Genomic DNA, 20903 nt, shown 5'->3' with positions numbered 1-20903 from the left:
CGATATGGAACTTAAACGAGTTAATCAAGATTTTTTTGTTGCTGGCCAGATTACTGCCGACGATATCGCAAAAATTGCAGATCAGGGAGTAAAAACACTGATATGTAACCGTCCAGATGGAGAAGGTGCAGACCAACCCAATGTGATTGAAATTGAAGAAGCAGCTCAACAATATGGTCTAAATGTAATTTATCAGCCTGTGACCAGCGGCAAAATTACCGACCAACAAGTTGCCGAGTTTAAACAGCTTTATCAGAATGTTCAGAAACCTGTTTTAGCGTATTGCCGTTCTGGTATGCGTGCAATCAGTTTATGGGCTTTAGCAGAAGTTGCCCCGAAAGATGCGGTTTTATTAGTAGAAGCAGGTAACAAACTTGGTTTTAACTTGAAAGGGTTAGTGCCACGTATTTTAAAACGTGACCATGAACCAGCCACAATTCCTTGTTATAGCGTCGTGATAGCTGGTGCAGGAGCAGCTGGAATTTCTGTTGCTTCGAGTTTACTGTCTCGTGAACCCCATTTAGATATTGTCATTATTGATCCGGCAGATACCCATTATTATCAACCAGGCTGGACTATGGTCGGTGGCGGTATTTTTAAACCACAAGTAACCGCACGCTCAATGGCAAGTGTAATTCCTTCAAAAGTGAAATGGATGAAAGCAGCTGTTGCCGGATTCGACCCTGAGCATAATCAAGTTATTTTGGAAGGATGCCAACCCATTCAATATAAAGCTTTGGTCGTCTGTCCTGGTTTAAAACTGAATTGGCATGGAATTGAAGGTTTAGTCGAAACCTTAGGGAAAAATGGGGTGACGTCTAACTATCGTTATGATTTAGCGCCGTATACATGGGAATTGGTGCAACAGCTAAATGGTGGAAAAGCAATCTTTACCCAACCGCCTATGCCGATTAAATGTGCCGGTGCTCCTCAAAAAGCGATGTACCTTTCAGCCGATTACTGGTTAAGACAAGGCAAACTCAAAGATATCTCTATCCATTTTTATAACACTGGCGCTGTTTTATTTGGTGTGAAGGAATATGTACCTGCACTAATGCAATATGTCGAAAAATATGGCTCTGAACTGCATTTTAACCATCAACTTGTCAAAGTAGATGGGCCTGCAAAAAAAGCATGGTTTAAGGTAGTGAACAATGAAAATGCAGCATTGGTCGAGACTGATTTCGACATGTTGCATGTTGTTCCACCGCAACAAGCCCCAGACTTTATTCGTGCCAGCACACTCACTGATGAAGCAGGCTGGGTGAGCGTGAATCCTCAAACCCTACAACATACACAGCATGCCAATATTTTTGCTTTAGGTGATGTGATGAATGCGCCTAATGCCAAAACTGCTGCTGCGGCACGAGCACAAGCTCCTATCGTTGCAGTAAATGTTCTCGCACAACTGAACGGTGAGCAAAATTTATGTGAATACAACGGCTATGGCTCATGTCCACTTACTGTAGAACGTGGAAAAATCGTTCTGGCTGAGTTCGGTTACGGCGGCAAATTACTCCCAAGCTTTCCGAAATGGGTGATTGATGGGCAAAAGCCATCTCGTTTGGCATGGTTACTTAAAGAGCAGATTTTACCGCCGATTTATTGGCAAGGCATGCTCAAGGGCCGCGAGTGGATGGTCAAACCTGAGCGAGGTTAAGCAAAGCAACGCTTTGTACGAGCGCAAGACGAGAACTATGTTCGAGTTAAGAGGTTAAACAAAGCAACGCTTTGTACGAGCGCAAGGCGAAAGCTGTGTTTGAGCGGAAGAGGATAAGCAGAGATTAATAATCTTTACTCTAAGAAGCGACTAAAGCTTCGCAGATTTATTCACTCATTAACCAGCAGTCTACTGCAAATAATGTATATGCAATTTTAGGCTTTTGATATGTTATTACTTGTCGTTGAAGGCATCGTGATTGGTTTTTTACTTGGTCTTACTGGTGCTGGTGGGGGTATTCTTGCTGTACCCGCGCTTATGACCAGTCAAGGCTGGAGTGTGGCGCAAGCTGCACCGATTGGGTTGTTGGCGGTTGCGCTATCTACTCTCATAGGAACCATTGAAGGCTTATTTAAAAAGATTGTGCGTTATCGCGCTGCAATCTGGATTGCCCTAATTGGTGCTCCTATGGCACATATCGGCATTTTAATAGCTAACACGATTTCACCTATTTGGCTCATGTTAATGTTTAGCTTGGTCATGTTTACAGTGGGCTATCGACTTATTAGTAACCGAGTATCAGACTTTCATAACCCGCCGTGTCAGGTTAACCCAAGTACGGGGCGCTTTATCTGGAATTTTAAAACGGGAAGCGTTCTTGCCAGCATCGGAATTATTGCTGGGCTTTTAACAGGCATGCTAGGGGTTGGTGGCGGCTTTGTAATTGTACCAGCGCTTAGAAAAGTCACAAATTTGGATATGCATAGCATTGTGGCAACGTCACTTATGATTATTTTTCTCATTAGTGGAGTGAGTATTGTGATGCATATTGCAGAGGGTTTTCACTATCCAGTAGGCATTACTAGTGCGTTTGCGCTCGCATGTGCAGTTGGTATGTTATTAGGGCGCAGAGCTATTCGTTTTATTCCGTCTGCAATTGTGCAAAAAGTCTTTGCTTTAATGGTTTTTGCTGTCGCAATTTATATGGTCATTAAGATAGTTAATCTAACAAATATCTAAGTAATATAGTATTTTAACTATCTCTGTAGTTAGCAATTTTCCAAAGACGAGATGTTAAAATTCTCTTTGGAAATTTGATTTAAACCATATAAATTTTTGAGAAAGCGATATGAAGCGAGTTAACGTAGCAATTTGTGGTTTTGGACGGATTGGGCAACAAATTGCAGAGCTTCTTTTAAATCGATCGACATACTATAAACAAAAATATCAAATTGATGCCCGTTTAGTGGGCGTCTGCAACTCATCATCAGGTTTAATTGATCAAGAAGGTTTACACGCTTCAAAGTGGCTAGATAAAACAAAATATCAAGTAGGCCTAACAGAGCAAAAGTTTTTAGAACAGGTTCAAGCAGATGTCATTATTGAGACAGGGCCAAGTGACTATGTGACAGGTGGAAAAGGCCTATTTTATTTAGATTATGCTTTAACACATAGCATGAATGCGATTGCGGTATCTAAAGGTGCTTTAGTCGTAGATGGTAAAAAATTAGTTAACTTGGCACATCAGCACAATAAAAAACTATTTTTTAGCGGTGCGACAGCTGCTGCCTTACCAACTGTTGATTTGTTTGAATATAACTTAGCTGGCTGCCAAATTTTAGAAATAGAAGGTGTGTTTACAGGCACCACGAATTTTATTTTGAATGATATGTTGCAACATGAATGTGCGTTTGCAGAATCTCTTGAAAAAGCTCAAGCAAAAGGTATTGCAGAACCTGACAGCTCTTTCGATGTAGATGGATGGGATACTGCTGCCAAAATTACGATACTAGCCAATACTGTTTTGGGGGCTGATGTAAAAATTCAAGATATTCCAAGACAAGGAATTAGTCACGTTACGGCTGAACATATTCGTGGTTGGAAAAAAGAAAATGTAATTCCTCGTCTGGTTGGTTTTATTCATATTAAGAATCAGCAAATTCAAACAGGTGTTGAATTAAGATTAGTTCCAGCAAATCATCCGTTTGCTCATCTGCAAGGTTCCAATAAATGCATTCGGGTGTTAACGCAAGAAATGGGGGAATTTGTTGTCAGTGGAGGGGCATCTGCGCCTTTAGCCACAGCAGCCGCAGCTTTAAAAGATTTTGAGTTGATGCTTAAAACGGGCTGCTAGAGATGAATTATTACTTATAAAAAAAGCAGGCTTTTAGGCCTGCTTCTCACAATTTTTTTGACTATTAAATAACTTTTTTCCAATTTCTAACTTACTAAACATTAAGTAGTTACCAAGTAAGATTAATAAAATTCCAAATACAGCATTTAAAGTCCATACATATCCTTCAAAGAAAGTAGAAACTGTTAGAGCAACTAAAGGAAAGAGCAACGTGCTATAGGCTGCTTTGGCTGCGCCAATTCGTCCAACAAGAGAAAAGTAAGCAGAGAACCCAATAACCGTACCAAATACTGCTAGGTAAAGTACCGAGCTTAAAAATGGGAAATTCATTGGAGGCATTAAATCTTGGCCAGTAAATAAAGCTAGACTTAACATCACCAATGCGCCATAAGTCATTGCATAACAGTTTGTTGAAAAGATATTTAGACCACGTTTTTGGTGTCTAACACTAATCATGTTCCCTAAAGAAAAACCGTAAGTGCCTACTGCACACAGACCGATACCCATTAATAATTGTGCATTAAACTGACTATTAATCAGGTCATGCCAGAACAGTAAAACAATACCTATGAGCCCTAAAATTGCGGCTGGGGCAAAGTTTGGCGATGGTTTTTGCTTAAAAAAGATAAGTGCATTAATAGCATTAAAGAAAACAGCCATCGAAAAAATGACAGACTCTAAACCACTGTTTACATATTTAACGGCGGTATAAAAACAAATAAAGTTTAGGCCGAAAACACAAAGGCCTTGCAGCATACAAAACAAGTGATCTTTTAAAGCAATCCGCTGTAATTTTCCTGAAAATAGTAAAACAACCCACAGTAATAAGGCTGAAATAGCAAAACGCCATAAAATTGCGACAACGGGCGTTGCATAGTGGCTTTGAACGGCAATTCCAATCCATGTTGTTCCCCAAATCAACACCACCGCAACATAGAGTAAAATATTCATAACTTCATCCTCGATTACCAAGCTTAAGTATCTAGGAATGCTTCATTTTTCACGTATATATTCTTGTTTTGCACATGCAAGATCTTGCGTTTTTTATAGATCTAAACTAGCTGAATTTTGCTGAATATGGTTAACTTAAGCTCAATGATATTCGTTTTAATTTTGCATGGCCTATCAAACTTTAGAACAGCTACAGCAATCTAAAGCCAAGCTTCACGAGACTGTGGTGCTTGATGAGAATATGCAACTTGCATTTTGGTCTAATCAGCAAGATCGTGTAAGTGTCTGTAGCGATCACCACACTTTAAGTCTCTATATTCAAGATGGCTATGAAAGCTATCAAAAAACCCCTGCAGGCTGGAAAAACGGCGGTGGGCCGGGGCGTTTTTGCTTATTGCCTGAGCATCAGGAGTCGACTTGGGACATACGTGGTGGGCTTAAATTCGTTCACTTGTATTATACCGACCAACATTTGCGTGATGTTGCCGAAAAAATATGGGACAAAGAACCTAATCAAATTGAACTAAACGAAGTTGTTTTTAACGATGACGAAAAGATTCGAGCGCTTTATCAGTTTTTCTTGCTAGATTGTGATTGGAAAGATTCAGCAAACCATTTACAAATGAGTACAACTGCCAGTTTATTGCTGAACCATTTAATTCGAAGATATAGCAGTGTTCAATGGCAACAACCTACTATCAAGGGTGGGCTCGCTCCTCATAAACTCAAATATATTCAGGACTGGATTGAAGGGCATCTAGATCAAGCACTTACCTTGTCTGATTTGGCGAATGTTGTGAATTTAAGCGAATACCATTTTGCTCATATGTTTAAACAGTCTATGAATATGGCGCCTCACCAATATGTCATGCAAAGACGCTTAACCAAGGCCAAAGGGCTAATTCAGTCATCTCAGCTTTCTTTGCAAGATATTGCCCTAGTATGTGGGTTTAGTTCAGCAAGCCATTTAAGTCATCGCTTTAAACAATTTTATGGCATAAGTCCTTCGCAGTTACGTTAAGTGTCTAATGTAATTGGTTTATCTTGAGCTGCATCAAACGCAGCTCTTGCCGCATCAATATCCGCAATATGCTGCTGAGCCCATTGGCCTAAAGCAATTACAGGTTCTGTAAGTGAATGGCCCAATGGAGTTAATTCATATTCAACATGAGGTGGAACTACAGGATAAACCGTACGTTTAACCAATCCATCTCTTTCTAAACCACGCAAACATAAGGTAAGCATACGCTGTGATATTCCATTGATACTTCTTTTAATTTCAGAAAAGCGATGAGAACGTGATGCAAGTGTCATTACAATGAGTATACTCCATTTCTCGCCAACTCTAGCCAATACTTGGCTGACTCTTTGGCAATCTGAACTTTGGATATCGTGAGGTATAGTTACAGTCATATTACTTGGTTCCCTAAATGTGCCTTCTTGTGCATCAGAATAATAGTAGTAACATAATTAGTTCAAGTAACAATTTTATACTGTGAGTATAAACGATGAAACTACTTCAAATTGACACAAGTATTTTAGGTGAGCAGTCTGTTAGCCGCCAACTCACCTCATCTGTTATTGGAAAGCTCAGCGCAGCTTATCCTGATGCAAAAATTATTCATCACGATTTTGCTTTAGAACCAATTCCTCATTTATCTGATGCTGAGTTTTTGGCATGGCAAGGTGTTGAACCTAATAATGAAATAGCGCAGCAACATGTTGCACGAAACACCCAATATTTGGACGAGTTCTTATCGTCAGATATCGTTGTAATCGGCGCGCCAATGTATAACTTTAGCTTTCCATCACAGTTAAAAGCGTGGCTTGACCGACTATCTGTTGCTGGAAAAACATTCCGTTATACGGAAAACGGCCCTCAAGGTTTAGTAGAAGGTAAACGTGTCATTATTGCTTCTTCGCGTGGTGGTGTGTACTCAGAAGGTTCACCAGCCGAAGCTTTAGACTATCAAGAAACTTATATCAAAGCGTTTTTCAATTTTATTGGTGTGACTGATATTACTTTTTTGCGCGCGGAAGGGATCGCTTTCGGCCCAGAAGCACGTCAAGCTGCCTTAGATAATGCAGCAGCACAAATCGCACAATTAGCGGGTTAAAAATATAAACAGCCGAACAGAAAAGAAACTGTTCGGCCTTATTGATAAGATTTTCTGAATTTAAAAAATATTTAAATCAATAGTTAACTAAACAAAGTGACAGCTAGTCCAACCAGCGCTGATGCAAAAATCACATATAACACGTTCACGTTAAAGCGGAATAAAGCAATAAATGCACCAACAGTAATGAAGGCTGCAACAATGTCAAAATGCCCTGAAAAGCCTTGTGGCCATAACACGTGATAACTAAAAAATAGTGCGAGATTTAAAATTACACCGACCACAGCCGCGGTAATTGCAGTGAGTGGCGCAGTAAATTTAATTTCATTATGTGTAGATTCAATAATAGGCGCACCCGCAAAAATAAATACAAATGAAAAGAGAAAGGTAAACCAAGTCACAATGACTGCACCAAGTGCTCCAGCAAAAAATAGATGCTCAGAGCCAAGTAATGAATGATTGACGCCTCCTAAAAAGCCAACAAAAGCCACTACCATAATCAGTGGACCTGGTGTAGTTTCACCTAAAGCTAAACCATCAATCATTTGTGTAGGTGAAAGCCATCCAAAATGATTTACAGCTCCTTGATAGACATAAGGTAAAACTGCATAGGCCCCACCAAAAGTGAGTAATGCAGCTTTAGTAAAAAACCACGCCATTTGAGTATAAGAATGATGCCATCCAAAATATGCGCCTAAAGCTAAAATTGGCAATAGCCATAAAGCGATTGCTACAAAAATAAGTTTAGCTAAACGCAACCAATGGAATTTAGCGTGCTCTGGTGTTGGGGTCTCATCATCAATAAATGCCGGACCATAATCTTTTTGACTGGCTTTATGTCCAGCCGCGGAGGAAAATAGTTCTGGGTACTTTTTACTCGCTAAATAGCCAGCAATACCAGCTGATAAAACGATAAGCGGGAAAGGAAGCTTTAAGACAAAGATGGCAAAGAACGCCGCAATCGCGACGATCCATAAAAACTTATTTTTAAGCGAACGGCTACCTATACGGTACGTTGCATGGAAAACAATTGCGGTAACGGCAGGCTTGATTCCATAGAAAATACCTGCAATAACGGGAACATCTCCAAATTTTATGTAAACCCAAGACAGTCCAATTAAAATAAATAAGGAGGGTAATACAAATAGAATACCTGCAACTAATCCTCCAGCAGTTCTATGCATGAGCCAACCAATGTAGGTTGCTAATTGCTGTGCTTCAGGACCAGGTAATAACATGCAGTAGTTCAGGGCATGCAAAAATCTTTTTTCAGATATCCAGCGCTTTTGCTCAACGAGTTCCTGATGCATCACAGCAATTTGTCCAGCTGGTCCCCCAAAGCTAATAAAGCCGAGCTTGAGCCAAAATAAAAAGGCTTGCCAGAAGGTGACTTGAATAATACTTTCAGGTAAAGGGGATTTTTCGTTTTCCATTTTTTATCCCATCAAAAAATTGATTCATACGGATCAAGAACATCAAAAACTAGTAACTTTTAGTTAATTGAATAAGTTAGATGTGCTAGGCAGCTATAGCATACAGAACAAAAATGACTTTCTTATTATTTTAAAAAGATATTCTTCTAAAAAATCTCTAGAAGAATATCTATCTTTTACTTTTTAATGATCATGTTCTAAATAATCTGGTTTTTTCGGAAGCGCAAGGCTACATAAGAAGCAGATAATCAGCATGACAATCACATATATAAAGAAGGTGTTTTCAATTCCGGCAGCTTTGAATTGTAAGGCAACTGAAGGTGCAGAACCACCAAACAGCGCATTGCCTACTGCATAAGAGAAACCTACACCTAAAGCTCGCACATGAGGTGGGAACATTTCAGCTTTTACCAAACCACTGATAGATGTATAGAAACTGAGTAACATCATCATAAAAATAAGTAGCAACGCAATAATGATCGGCGAATCAATATAGGCACGCATCCCGATCACCATGACGGGATAAATAAAAATCGCAGACAATAAGCTAAATGCCAACATTGAAGAGCGTCGCCCAATACGGTCTGAAATTGCACCAAATATAGGTTGAGCACACATATAGACAAATAGGGCAAAGGTCATGATATAACCAACGGTTTTTCCATCCATCCCTAAGTTGGTTAAATAGGTTTTTGAATAAACAGTCTCTACATAAAACGTTAATGAACCAGCAGAAGTGTATCCAACCACTAATAAAAAGGTTTTCCAATGTTTCTTAAAGAGTTCTCTTAAGCTACCAGACTCTTTTCGTCCGCTATCTTGATGAGAAAGAGTTTCTTCTAAGCGACTACGTGCAAGCAAAGAAAAAATTGCTGCAATACCACCAATAACAAACGGAATACGCCATCCACCATCATGTAATTGTTGTTCACTTAAGAACGTTAATAAAATTACACCAAGTAAGCTGGCAAGTAATTGACCACCAGAGAGGGTGACATATTGGAAAGACGAGTAAAAACCACGTTGGCCTTTTAAGCCTAATTCACTCATATATGTTGCTACTGCACCATATTCACCACCAACCGATAAGCCTTGAAGTAAGCGCACTACAAGTAAAAGGAAAGGGGCAAATAAGCCAACTTGGTCATAAGTAGGTAGGGCTGCAAATAGAAAAGAACTCAAAGCCATCAGACAAATTGAGATGACCATCGACTTTTTTCGACCATGCCGGTCTGCAATTCGTCCAAATACCCAACTACCAATAGGACGCATAAAAAAGCTTGCAGCGAATACGCCCCACACATAGATAGATTTAGTCGTACTATCCATATCAGGTGCTGTTAGTGCTTGAGTAAAGTAGGCAGCAAATACTGCATAGATATAAAAGTCGAACCATTCAACTAAATTACCAGAGGCTGCGCCTACAATCCCACGTATTCTGCTACGTTTTTCTTCCTGAGTGTATGTCATATTTCTTCCATCATTTTGCAGACAAAAATGAGGAATTTTTAGATATGCTGGATAGAAAATAGAATGAAACTTTAAATATCACTCAATCCTGAGCACTTCCTTAAATTCCTAACCATTCATTTTTTCTAATTTTAAAATTCGTTTCTAGTAAGATTACGTCCTTTTGTTCGATTTAAAGATAATTTTACCAATGATCGAACACTTCCTTTCATTTAACTTAATAATTAATTCTATTTAAAATCAGTGAGCTAATTTACAACGGTACTTTTCTATTTTATTTCTCCTTTTAAGTTTCATTTCGAGCTTAAGTTTATTTTGAATATTTGGTAATACTTAAAAAGTTATAGCGTCAATTCCTAATAAAATAAATGAAATTTATATAATGATAAGTTCATAAAATTTGTATCAAATACACTTAATCGAAAAAGTACAGAATGTATTGTTTCTCAATATATGTAGCTGTATTCTTGCGTGGCTAAAAATAGACTCCGCACTCATTTCTAGCGCTTTAGAATTATGCACGGTATGGCAGGGAGTTATTCAATGGAAAGACGTTCGTTAAATCTTCACTTCATGACATGCTCTAAAACAGCATTGGCTTCATCTATTGTACTCATAACATCTGTCGTCTATGCAAATGAAGCGGAGGTTTCGCAGCTCCCAACCATTACTGTGAACGCTACACAAAATCATGATGCACTATATACGTCTAAAAAAGTTAATTTATCTGGTTTTCAAACTGGTGATGTAAAGAAAGTTCCTGCATCTATTACCACCATTACATCTGAACGCATAGCAGACCAACACGCAAAAACTTTAACTGATGTTATTAAAAATGATTCATCGTTAGGGGATGGTTACGCTGCAATTGGCTACTATCCAAACTTTGTAGCACGTGGTTTTGCGCTTGATTTAGGCTCAAGTTATCTCATTAATGGCCATAATATACGTGGCGAACAAAATGTGGCTTTAGAAAATAAAGAACAAGTTGAAATTTTAAAAGGCATTTCTGCTATTCAAAGTGGAATGTCGACACCGGGTGGTGTGGTTAACTATGTAACCAAAAGCCCTGCCGATATTAAAACTATTACGGTCGATGCAAATTCAGAAGGCGGCTATACACTGGCAACAGATGTTGGCGGCTTTATTAATGATAGTTTTGGTTATCGAATCAATTTAGCCCATGAAAGCATCCATCCAAATGTTGATCACGCAAATGGTAAACGAGAGTTTGGTTCAGTTGCTTTAGACTGGAAAATTAATGAGCGTTCTAAATTATTGTTTGATATTGAAGCTCAGCATCAAAGTCAACGTTCAGTACCAGGTTATCAACTGCTTGATGGGCAAGAAGTACCAACAAATGTAGATCAAGACCGTTTATTGGGTTACCAGTCTTGGAGTAAACCTGTTGTAAATAACAGTGTAAATGCAAGTTTGAAATATCAATATGCATTTAATGATCAATGGAGTGGTAGCTTAAGTGCATCGCAAAGCCGTGTTGTAATTGATGATAATAGTGCTTTCCCATGGGGATGTTATAACGATATTTGTTCTGGTTTGGGCAATACTTTTGATAAACACGGAAATTATGACATTTATGACTTCCGCAGCCCAGATGATACACGTATTACTAACCAGTTCGCTGCTGGGTTAAATGGTCAATTCAACACTGCTAATATCCAGCATCAAATCGCTTTCGAATTACAACGTACATATAAAACCTTAAAGCACCATACACCACTGAATGTAGCGGTAGGAACAGGCAATATCTATGAAGATACGATTGACTATAGTCCGTCATCGGAAAGCTTAGGTGATCGTTATAAAGCCTTAGAAAGTGATCAGACTGCATTTACTATATCTGACCGAGTTCAATTTAATGATCAATGGTCAACTTTACTCGGTGGAAAACTTATTCATCTTGACGAACAAGCCTATAAGCCAGATGGCCAGCAAAGCCGAGATACCGATTTAAACAAGTTCTTGCCACAATTAGCACTCATGTATAGCCCAACTTCCGCGACTAATCTTTATGCTTCATATGCCAAAGGTTTATCAGATGGTGGCGAAGCTCCATGGTATGCAGAAGCGAATGCTTATCAAGTTCTATCACCTAGAAATTCTGAACAATATGAACTTGGTGTTAAGCAACAAATACGCAACTTTTTATTAACAGCAGCTATTTTTGATTTAAAACAAGATAATCAATATACGACTATAAATTCTGAAGGAAAATTAGAATTTGTTGAGCAAGGTGAACAACACAATCAAGGTATTGAGTTAGGTTTAACTGGTGCCCTAACCGATACACTCGACGTAAGTTCAGGGGTTACCTATACGAAATCACGTCTTGTTGATATTGATAATGACAGCTACAAAGGGCATCAAACTCAAAATGTACCAAAAGTCCGCGCAACTGCGCAGTTATCTTATAAAGTACCTTCAGTTGAAGGATTAAGATTATTGAGTGGTATGCAATACAGTAGCAGTAAATATGCAAACAAAGAGGGAACGGCAAAAGTAGGTGGTTATAGCGTCTTTAATATTGGTGCTGCCTATAAAACAAATTTTGCTGGGCATGACACAACTTTTAGATTCAATATTGATAACTTGTTTAATAAGAAATATTGGCGTGATGTAGGGGCATTTATGGGTGATGACTATTTATTCTTAGGTAATCCACGTACAGCCCAGTTCTCTACAACTTTCAGTTTTTAAAATATAGAACAAATAAAAAAGGAGCTTATAAAGCTCCTTTTTTATTTTCAGGAATTAAGCCGACATTTTTGGTTTAACCATATTATTAATCGACAAGATATCATCAAGCTCTTGTGCCGATAATAAACCTTCATTTTGAACTAAAGCCAATACGCTTTGTCCAGTTTCGTTTGCAGTTTTAGCAATACGAGTTGTAGTTTCATAACCTAGATATGGGTTAAGTGCAGTCACGATACCAATTGAGTTTTCAACCAAAGCTTTACAATGCTCAGGGTTCGCCGTAATTGTATCAATACACTTAGTTTGGAACATTGCCATTGCTTTACCGAGCAAGTCCATCGATTCAAATAGTTTGAATGCAATAAGTGGTTCCATTGCATTTAACTGTAATTGACCAGCCTCAGCAGCTAAAGTTACAGCCAAGTCATTTGCAATAATTTGGAAGCAAGCAAGGTTCATCGCTTCAGGAATAACAGGGTTTACTTTACCCGGCATGATCGAGCTACCCGGTTGGCGAGCTTCTAAATTAATTTCATTAATGCCAGTACGTGGACCACTTGAAAGTAAACGTAAGTCATTGGCAATTTTTGAAAGTTTAGTCGCGGTACGCTTTAATAAACCAGATAAAAGAACAAAGTCGCCCATATCTGAAGTTGCTTCGATTAGATCAGGGGCAGACTTAATTTTCTTACCAGAAATTTTTGCAAGTGCTTGAATAGCGAGTTCACGGTAACTATATTCAGTAGTAATTCCCGTACCAATCGCCGTACCACCAAGGTTCATATACGCTAAAACATTTGGAATAAGAGTATTAATTTGCTCAAGGTCTTTTTGTAAAGTTACTGCAAAAGCACCAAACTCTTGACCTAATGTCATAGGAACCGCATCTTGTAACTGCGTACGGCCCATTTTTAGGATGTGAGCAAATTCTTGAGATTTATTGCGGAAACTTAAGATTAAATTGTTAAAAGGAAGATTTAGTTCATCTAAGCTTAATAACAAACCTAAGCGAATCGCAGTAGGGTATACGTCATTTGTTGACTGTGACATGTTAATGTCGTTATTAGGATGCAAATACTGATATTGGCCTTTTGCATGTCCCATATATTCTAAAGCGACGTTTGCTAATACTTCATTTGCATTCATATTGGTTGAAGTACCAGCACCACCTTGCATCATATCTATCGGAAACTGATCATGAAAATTACCGCGAATCAGCTGATTACAGCTGTATTCAATTGCTTCAAATTTAGTCTGATCTAAGCTTTTAAGATTATAGTTCGCTTCAGCGCAAGCAAGCTTTACCATTGCTAAAGCTTTAATAAGGTGAGGGAAATTTCCGACCTTGCTTTGAGTTAAATTAAAGTTTTCTAAAGCACGTAATGTTTGAACTCCGTAGTAGTCGTTATTATTGATCTCTCTATAACCAATAAGATCCTTCTCAATACGGGTGGTAATTTCAGCGTTCATCATTAAACTTCGAATTAGTAAAGAAGATAATTCATATTAGATTTCGAAATGCTTCACTTCTAATGCATTTATCAAGTTAATTATGCATTTTTTGCATATCAAATTTTTAATTTTATAGAGAACTAACGAGGAGATTTCACTTACAACTATTAATTTAACTTAAATTTTATTATTTAAATTAATATCTTAATATTAAAATAAGGTTAATTAAAAAATTGCTTGATACATTGAAATGTCATCTAATTTTTGAAAAGCAACTTATTACAAAATTTAAGACTGATTAATTTAAGTGAAATATCAACTTAATTATCTTTATTATTAGCTTTTAAAGTGTAGCTTATCTAACAAATTTATATAAAAACGTGATGCATTTCACATAAAAACAACTATAATATGAAAAAATCTTAGTTTTAAGTTTATGTTAAAAGTCACAGCCGCATTAATTATCTTGGGAAGTTTTACATACTATGTACTTTTCCATGGTGAAGAGAAAAGTGAGTCTAAAACTTCTCGTCTGCTTAAAGAAGCAGAGCAATCTATCGCTTCTGCTGAAACCTCTGTAAATAAGGCCAATAGTATTGTACCCATATCTTATAAGTAGCTACAGCTCTTAGGTTAATCTTTTATATCTTTCATCAAAATATTGTTTTACTTAGACTTTTTTAAGGTTTAGGTAAAAGACTGTATGTATAGAGACAAAATTCATGAGAATGAAGTTTATCGCCTATGATCCCAATTCTGGGGAAAAATTAAGCTTAAAAGAGCATATTCACCACATGGATAAATACACCACTTATATCTTTTTTAGTGATGAAAAGGACAATATGGTGTTCAATCCACAGAAAAAGCAAGTTTTTGAAATTACTCAATATACTTCTAATATGATGGTTGAAATTTCAAGGAAGCTATATTATCTCATTGGTGAATACTAAGAATTCGTTTTAATTCAATCTTAAGTTAAATACTTTAGTAGAATAGTCAGGTTTTATGGACTGAGCTATACTACAAGCATATCTTCTGATTTAAATGAATTTATTGAGTCAGAGAGCTTAATTCCTGAAATAAGCAAGATAGTCAATTTCAGTTTTACAGTCCGTATTCTTCCCCAAGGTGCGGACTTTTTTTATAAAAAAACATGAGTAAAGCATAGGGTTATTTCTGTTTTTTATTAACTTAAAACTTGTTATTTACTTGCTTTATATGCTCTTTACTTTTTGATTTAAAATAATTTTTAGGATGATAATTTTATATTTGTATGAGTTGTTGAGTTAAATCAAAGTCTTTTATTCTCTTACGCTCTTTTCTATGTCAGAATTATTTAAATACTTACTTTTATTGTTTGGCTTTGCCAACCCTCCATCGCATTTTTGCAGGTACTCCCATGTTTTATAGTTTTTATTCATCTATTCAGCTATTTATTCAGCTTCCCAACCAGACAGATTAAGGACATAACTATAAAAAGGGAATGCATAAAATGAACTTAGAAGTACGTTGGGTAGAAGACCTTTTGACACTTGAGCGTGAGCGTTCTATTTCAAAAGCAGCCGAAAAACGATTTATTAGTCAATCTGCGTTTACGCGTAGAATTCAGCAAATAGAAGAGATGATCGGAGCTGAAGTTATTATTCGAAATAATAAAAATAATATTGAATTTACAGACATTGGGCGGATTATGCTGGTGATGTCTAAAAATATTGAGAAGCAGGTAGAAGAAACAGCAAAGCTGATTAAAAATATCAAAAATGAAACCGAATCTACGATTCGTTTCTGTGTTGTTCATTCATTAGCATCAGGTTTTTTAACCACTTTTTTAAAAAAATTCCCAACGTTTATGCGTGATTTAAAAATTGAAATTGTCGCAACGAATAGTGGTGAAGGCTTATCTCTTTTAAAAGAAGGTGCCTGCGATTTTATGATTTGCTATGCAGATCGATCTAATATTAATCGGGTTGGTGATGATATTTTAAGTGGTATCAAGATCGCTGAAACAGAGATTGTTCCAGTGTCAGCTACCGAAGCAGATCATACGCCTAAGCATACAATTCAGAGTAATTTTTCATTACTTGCTTATAGTAAACATGCTTATTTGCGTAAATTGGTCGATCAATTGATTGAAGGTAAACTGATTTATAAAACCTTATATGAAACTGACAATGCCACCAACTTGAAAGAGCTTGTATTACAAGGTTTAGGTGTCGCATGGATTCCAAAAATTAATGTAGAGGAAGATCTCGCTACCGGGAAATTGGTCATGTTGGACCATAAAGAATACTGCCTGCCACAGGATATTTATATTTTTAAAAATAACTTGAGTGATAACAAATCAGTTCAGCAAATCTGGAAGGGCTTCCAAACTCAGCATGATTAAAATTTATAATGATATGTGATGTATTTAACATATTTACATACAAAGTAATCAATTAAATAGCTCATACCTTTGTCTTTGTGATGAAAGGCTTTATAAAGCATTGCTCATGGTCTAGATTCTTTGTTAATTTAGACCATATATCAATAATTCATAAATCTAGTGAGCATTTTTATACATGCTGTGCCTGATTTTATTCCTTTTGAATGGATTATTTGATCCAGACGGAGACAATTTTGTTTGATCTAGATAGTAGATTACTAAATATTTTTTATCATATTTATCGGTTTAAAAGTGTTTCAATGGCTGCTGATGCGATTGGCCTTACACAACCGAGCGTTAGTAATGGACTGAACAAAATCCGTCAGCATTTTAATGACCCGCTTTTTATTCGTGTTGGGAATGAGATGATCCCAACCGAATTAGCAAAGGAGATTTTTCCACTCATTAGTGAAGTGATTGATAAAGTGGAAAGCATTAATAATTTTAGTGTGAATTTTGATCCGCTAACTTCAGATCAGCTTTTTACAATTGCGATGACAGATGTATCTCATCTGGTTTTATTACCGCAATTAACAAACTATTTAAAAGAGAAAGCCCCTTTAATTCGCTTGAATATTAGGCCGATTACACCAGAAACCAGCTATCAAATGGCAAATGGTGAGATTGATCTTGCAATTGGCTTTTTACCGCAGTTAGAAGAAGGCTTTTATCAACAAAAGTTTTTTAAACAACATTATGTTGTGATTAGCTCTAAAAGCCATCCTCGTTTAGATCCAAATAATTTCACTTTAGATGATTATATGCGCGAATATCATATCGATATTGATGCGGGAATCGGGCACTACCATATTAAAAATGAATTACAGAACAAAGGATTAGATCGAAATATTTTAATTCGATTACCAAGCTATCTTGGAGTGGGATTAGTCGTTCAAGAAACAGATGCGATCGCAACAGTGCCGTATTATTTGAGCCAAGTCTTATTGGTGAGAGAAAATTTACAGATTTTACCAGCACCTCTAGACTTTCCAACTTATGATGTTAAACAACATTGGCATATGTCATGCCATCATAAAAGTAGCCATAAATGGTTCCGTCAAACCTGTTATGAACTTTTTAAAGTCTAAAAAAAGAAGATGTAAGAAAAATTCTTACATCTTCTGCGTGGTTTGACTTTTAGATTTCAATTGCAACAGCTGTAGCTTCACCACCACCAATACATAATGCAGCAACACCTTTTTTCTTACCAAGGCGTTTTAAAGCATAGATAAGAGAAAGAATAATTCTTGAACCAGTTGCGCCAATTGGATGGCCTAAAGCACAAGCACCACCATGGACGTTTACTTTTGCCTCATCAATGCCGAGTTCATGAATTGGCGCCATTGCCACCATTGCAAAAGCTTCATTAATTTCCCAAGCATCTACCTCGTCAACTGACCAACCAGCGCGCTCAAGCACTTTTTGAATAGCACTAATTGGAGCGATGGTAAATTCACTTGGATGCTGGGAGTGCGTAGAAGTTGCAACAATTTTTGCTAAAGTATTTAAACCATGACTTTGAGCATATTCTTCAGTGGTGAGTACTAACGCCGCAGCACCATCAGAAATTGAGCTTGAGTTCGCAGCTGTAATTGTCCCATCTTTACTAAAAGCTGGACGCAATGTTGGGATCTTCTCAAGATTCGCTTTTAATGGCTGTTCATCCTGATCGATAACTTCAACACCTTTACGTGTTTTTACTTCAATAGGAACAATTTCTTCTTTGAAGTAACCTTCCGTAATCGCAGTTTGCGCTTTTTTAAGTGAAGAAATCGCAAAGTTATCCATTTGCTCACGGGTAAAGCCTTTAGTATTTGCCATGTCTTGAGCAAAAGAACCCATTAAGCGGCCTGTTTCTGCATCTTCAAGGCCATCTAAAAACATATGGTCCTTAATCTCACCATGACCCATACGGTAACCACCGCGAGCTTTGGGTAAAATATAAGGCGCATTGGTCATAGATTCCATACCACCAGCCACAATAATATTGGCACTGCCTGCTTTTAGAGTATCTGATGCCATTAACACCGCTTTCATTGCAGAGCCGCAAAGTTTATTAATGGTGACAGCGCCGACATGATCAGGCACGCCAGCTTTACGCATCGCCTGACGAGCAGGACCTTGGCCAATACCCGCACTTAATACGCAACCAAAAATAACGTCATCTACTTGTTCAGGGGAAACACCTGCACGTTGGATCGATTCACGGATAACTGCAGCGCCAAGTTCTGGTGCAGTTAAAGCCGATAGGCTGCCTTGAAAACCGCCCATTGCAGTACGGCTACCTGAAACTATAACAATTGAACTCATCTTAATATCTCTTATTGATGTATTTGCTAAATTTGCCTTTAGCCGAAACTAAAGGCGCCGGTAAATTAAAAAGTAGGTGGGGTATAGCTAAGCGTTCTTCCAAAGAACCATAATAAAAATAAAACTAACGGAAAATGCACAACGAGTTGAGTGACTGTAAAACCAATCACATCTTTTGCTTTTAGTTTTAGAATGCCTAACATTGGAAGCATAAAGAATGGATTAATTAAGTTCGGTAAAGCTTCGGCTGCATTATAAATTTGTACAGACCAGCCTAAATGAACTTTCAAATCATTTGCTGCTTGCATAACATATGGGGCTTCAATAATCCATTTTCCACCACCAGACGGTACAAAGAACCCCAGAATCGCAGAGTAAATCCCCATCACGATTGCAAAGGTTTCTTTTGAAGCGATTGAAACGAAAAACTCAGCTATATAATGCGACAGCGATAAATCTTGACTGTTTAAAGCTTGCGTCATAATAAAAGCGATGCTTCCATAAAGTGGAAACTGAATTAAGATTCCTGATACAGCTGGAACTGCCTTTGAAACAGCATTTAAGAAGTTTCTTGGTGTTCCATGCAAGGCTAACCCAAGCATTAAAAACACAAAGTTGTATGTGTTTAAACTTGAAATAGCAATGATTGGATTGCTTTTTGAAAATTCAAAAAACATCCAGATTAAGCCTAATGCGACGACAATAATCGTTAAGATAGGCGAGTTTTCTAACCAATCACCTGGACGCGTCGATTTTTCCTCATGTGGTTTGTCTTCTTCAAATTGAACATCAAAACTATCAATTGTTTTAACATTATTGCCTTTTGGAGCTGACCAGTAAGCGATTGCGATTGACACAATAACCAAAATAATGGTCATCGCAATTGATTGCCAAAGGAAAATCGTTTCGGTAAATGGAATAACCCCTGTTAGGTTATAAATTGATTCAGGTAAACTAGTTTTATTCGCTTGAAGCTGTGCTGCCGAAGAGCTAATTCCAAGTGCCCAAGTTGCTCCCATACCAATAATTGCCGCCGCCGCAGCAGCACGGTAATCCATGTTCAGTTCTTTACGTTTCGCTAATTCAATCACTAAAAGTGCGGTAAGAATCGTGCTTACTGCCCAATTGACTAATGAAATTAATAAGCTGACAGTTGCAACTAAAACAATAGCACCACGTCCCGAATTTGGAATACGTGCCATTTTTTGGATTAGGAACTTTACGGGCTTAGATACAGAAACGACATAACCTACAATGATGAGCATCGTCATTTGCAGAGTAAAGGGAATAAGACTCCAGAAACCGTTACCGAAGGAAGTCGCGACATCGTGAATAGGTGCACCAATACCTAACGCAGCAATTGATACAATAATGACGCCAAGTAATGCAAAAATATATGAATCAGGAAACCATTTTTCAGACCAGTCACTAATCCGAAGAGCAAATCTTTCAAAAATTCCTTGCTGTTTTTCCATAGCTGAAAAAATCCTTCTCGTTCTTATTTATAGACAGCACATCCGGTGCTTTAAAGGGCTAAGACTCAAGCTCACTTACTAACTTGAGTCTTATCTGGCTAACTAAAAATTAGAATTTACGCAACTAAAGTTTTATAAAACTCGACACCTGTAGCAGCTTGAATCTGTTCAAGCGTGACATCTTTAGCAAGTTCAATCAGCTCTACGCCTTGCGGGGTAATATCCATTACACCTAAGTCAGTAATGACGCGATGAACCACACCTTTACCTGTTAAAGGTAGGCTACAGTTTTTCACGATTTTTGGCGTACCGTCTTTTGCACAATGTTCCATAAGCACTACAACTTTTTGGACACCAACAACCAAGTCCATTGCACCGCCCATACCTTTGACTTTCTTACCCGGAATCATCCAGTTCGCTAAGTCACCATTTTCGGAAACTTCCATTGCGCCTAAAATTGCAATATTGACATGACCACCACGGATCATGGCAAAAGATTCTGAACTTGAGAAAAAAGCAGCACCAGGGCGAGCTGTAACCGTTTGTTTACCGGCGTTAATTAAATCGGCATCGACAGTTTCTTCAGTCGGGAATTCACCAATACCTAATAGGCCATTCTCAGATTGAAGCCAAACATTAATATTTTCAGGAATATAATTAGCAACAAGGGTAGGTAAGCCAATACCTAAATTGACATAAAATCCGTCTTCAAGTTCTTTTGCAGCACGTTGTGCCATTTCATTGCGTGACCAAGCCAT

At 37.7% G+C, this 20903-nt stretch carries 18 protein-coding genes; 10 read left to right on the top strand and 8 right to left on the bottom strand.

From position 1 onward, the window contains the following. The first annotated feature begins 4 nt into the window (after positions 1–4). The 3 genes from J536_RS05315 to J536_RS05305 all read left to right on the top strand — a co-directional run bounded on the left by J536_RS05315 (position 5) and on the right by J536_RS05305 (position 3794). Complete coding sequence (locus tag J536_RS05315) at positions 5–1660, top strand: TIGR01244 family sulfur transferase (protein WP_032062286.1); 1656 nt, start codon at positions 5–7, stop codon at positions 1658–1660. 228 nt (positions 1661–1888) lie between these two features. After that, positions 1889–2680, top strand: a complete 792-nt coding sequence (locus J536_RS05310) for a sulfite exporter TauE/SafE family protein (protein ID WP_005076117.1) — start codon at positions 1889–1891, stop codon at positions 2678–2680. A 109-nt stretch (positions 2681–2789) separates the two neighbouring features. Continuing rightward, positions 2790–3794, top strand: coding sequence for a homoserine dehydrogenase (locus J536_RS05305; protein ID WP_032062285.1), 1005 nt, complete (start codon positions 2790–2792; stop codon positions 3792–3794). A 33-nt stretch (positions 3795–3827) separates the two neighbouring features. Here the strand turns inward: J536_RS05305 and J536_RS05300 are convergent, their stop codons facing one another. Next, positions 3828–4745 carry a DMT family transporter gene (locus J536_RS05300; RefSeq protein WP_032052148.1) on the bottom strand — a complete coding sequence of 306 codons (918 nt, stop codon included), beginning with the start codon at positions 4743–4745 and terminating at the stop codon, positions 3828–3830. 166 nt (positions 4746–4911) lie between these two features. On the opposite strand from J536_RS05300, the gene J536_RS05295 reads away from it, so the two are divergent. Continuing rightward, positions 4912–5766 (top strand): helix-turn-helix domain-containing protein, encoded by an 855-nt coding sequence (locus J536_RS05295; RefSeq protein ID WP_005076113.1) that lies wholly within the window; start codon positions 4912–4914, stop codon positions 5764–5766. On the opposite strand, the gene J536_RS24915 is transcribed toward J536_RS05295, so the two are convergent. After that, complete coding sequence (locus J536_RS24915; RefSeq protein ID WP_005069321.1) at positions 5763–6158, bottom strand: winged helix-turn-helix transcriptional regulator; 396 nt, start codon at positions 6156–6158, stop codon at positions 5763–5765. The genes J536_RS05295 and J536_RS24915 overlap by 4 nt on opposite strands. A 95-nt stretch (positions 6159–6253) precedes the next feature. Between J536_RS24915 and J536_RS05290 the strand changes: the two genes are divergently transcribed. Next, the gene (locus J536_RS05290) at positions 6254–6862 is read left to right on the top strand and encodes an FMN-dependent NADH-azoreductase (RefSeq protein WP_032062284.1); all 609 of its coding nucleotides are present in this window, start codon (positions 6254–6256) and stop codon (positions 6860–6862) included. 83 nt (positions 6863–6945) lie between these two features. Here the strand turns inward: J536_RS05290 and chrA are convergent, their stop codons facing one another. Together chrA and J536_RS05280 are read right to left on the bottom strand one after the other, a co-directional pair. Continuing rightward, complete coding sequence (chrA, locus tag J536_RS05285; RefSeq protein ID WP_032062283.1) at positions 6946–8295, bottom strand: chromate efflux transporter; 1350 nt, start codon at positions 8293–8295, stop codon at positions 6946–6948. 183 nt (positions 8296–8478) lie between these two features. Next, the gene (locus tag J536_RS05280) at positions 8479–9765 is read right to left on the bottom strand and encodes an MFS transporter (RefSeq protein WP_032057466.1); all 1287 of its coding nucleotides are present in this window, start codon (positions 9763–9765) and stop codon (positions 8479–8481) included. A gap of 516 nt (positions 9766–10281) precedes the next feature. Between J536_RS05280 and J536_RS05275 the strand changes: the two genes are divergently transcribed. Further along, positions 10282–12483 (top strand): TonB-dependent siderophore receptor, encoded by a 2202-nt coding sequence (locus tag J536_RS05275; protein WP_032062282.1) that lies wholly within the window; start codon positions 10282–10284, stop codon positions 12481–12483. Positions 12484–12537: 54 nt separating this feature from the next. On the opposite strand, the gene J536_RS05270 is transcribed toward J536_RS05275, so the two are convergent. Next, a complete protein-coding gene (locus tag J536_RS05270; protein ID WP_032062280.1) occupies positions 12538–13956 on the bottom strand; it encodes an aspartate ammonia-lyase in 1419 nt (472 codons plus the stop codon). Positions 13957–14371: 415 nt separating this feature from the next. Between J536_RS05270 and J536_RS05265 the strand changes: the two genes are divergently transcribed. The 4 genes from J536_RS05265 to J536_RS05250 all read left to right on the top strand — a co-directional run bounded on the left by J536_RS05265 (position 14372) and on the right by J536_RS05250 (position 17448). After that, positions 14372–14554, top strand: coding sequence for a hypothetical protein (locus tag J536_RS05265; protein WP_002113649.1), 183 nt, complete (start codon positions 14372–14374; stop codon positions 14552–14554). A gap of 109 nt (positions 14555–14663) precedes the next feature. Further along, the gene (locus J536_RS05260; protein WP_079284332.1) at positions 14664–14885 is read left to right on the top strand and encodes a hypothetical protein; all 222 of its coding nucleotides are present in this window, start codon (positions 14664–14666) and stop codon (positions 14883–14885) included. Positions 14886–15427: 542 nt separating this feature from the next. After that, positions 15428–16321: a LysR substrate-binding domain-containing protein gene (locus J536_RS05255; protein ID WP_032062278.1), complete on the top strand. Its 894-nt coding sequence runs from the start codon at positions 15428–15430 to the stop codon at positions 16319–16321. Positions 16322–16554: 233 nt separating this feature from the next. After that, positions 16555–17448 (top strand): LysR family transcriptional regulator, encoded by an 894-nt coding sequence (locus tag J536_RS05250; protein ID WP_003651675.1) that lies wholly within the window; start codon positions 16555–16557, stop codon positions 17446–17448. Between the two features lie 49 nt (positions 17449–17497). Here the strand turns inward: J536_RS05250 and J536_RS05245 are convergent, their stop codons facing one another. The 3 genes from J536_RS05245 to J536_RS05235 all read right to left on the bottom strand — a co-directional run bounded on the left by J536_RS05245 (position 17498) and on the right by J536_RS05235 (position 20903). Next, a complete protein-coding gene (locus tag J536_RS05245; protein ID WP_032062276.1) occupies positions 17498–18670 on the bottom strand; it encodes a thiolase family protein in 1173 nt (390 codons plus the stop codon). A gap of 65 nt (positions 18671–18735) precedes the next feature. Further along, complete coding sequence (locus J536_RS05240; protein ID WP_032062274.1) at positions 18736–20145, bottom strand: short-chain fatty acid transporter; 1410 nt, start codon at positions 20143–20145, stop codon at positions 18736–18738. Positions 20146–20261: 116 nt separating this feature from the next. Beyond that, positions 20262–20903, bottom strand: coding sequence for a 3-oxoacid CoA-transferase subunit B (locus J536_RS05235; RefSeq protein WP_014206696.1), 642 nt, complete (start codon positions 20901–20903; stop codon positions 20262–20264).

Origin of the sequence: Acinetobacter sp. 809848 (genome assembly GCF_000581275.1) — a bacterium.
GTDB classification, from domain to species: Bacteria; Pseudomonadota; Gammaproteobacteria; order Pseudomonadales; family Moraxellaceae; genus Acinetobacter; species Acinetobacter pittii.
Note: the sequence above shows the minus strand (reverse complement) of the source record. Positions and strands in the feature narration are given on the sequence as shown.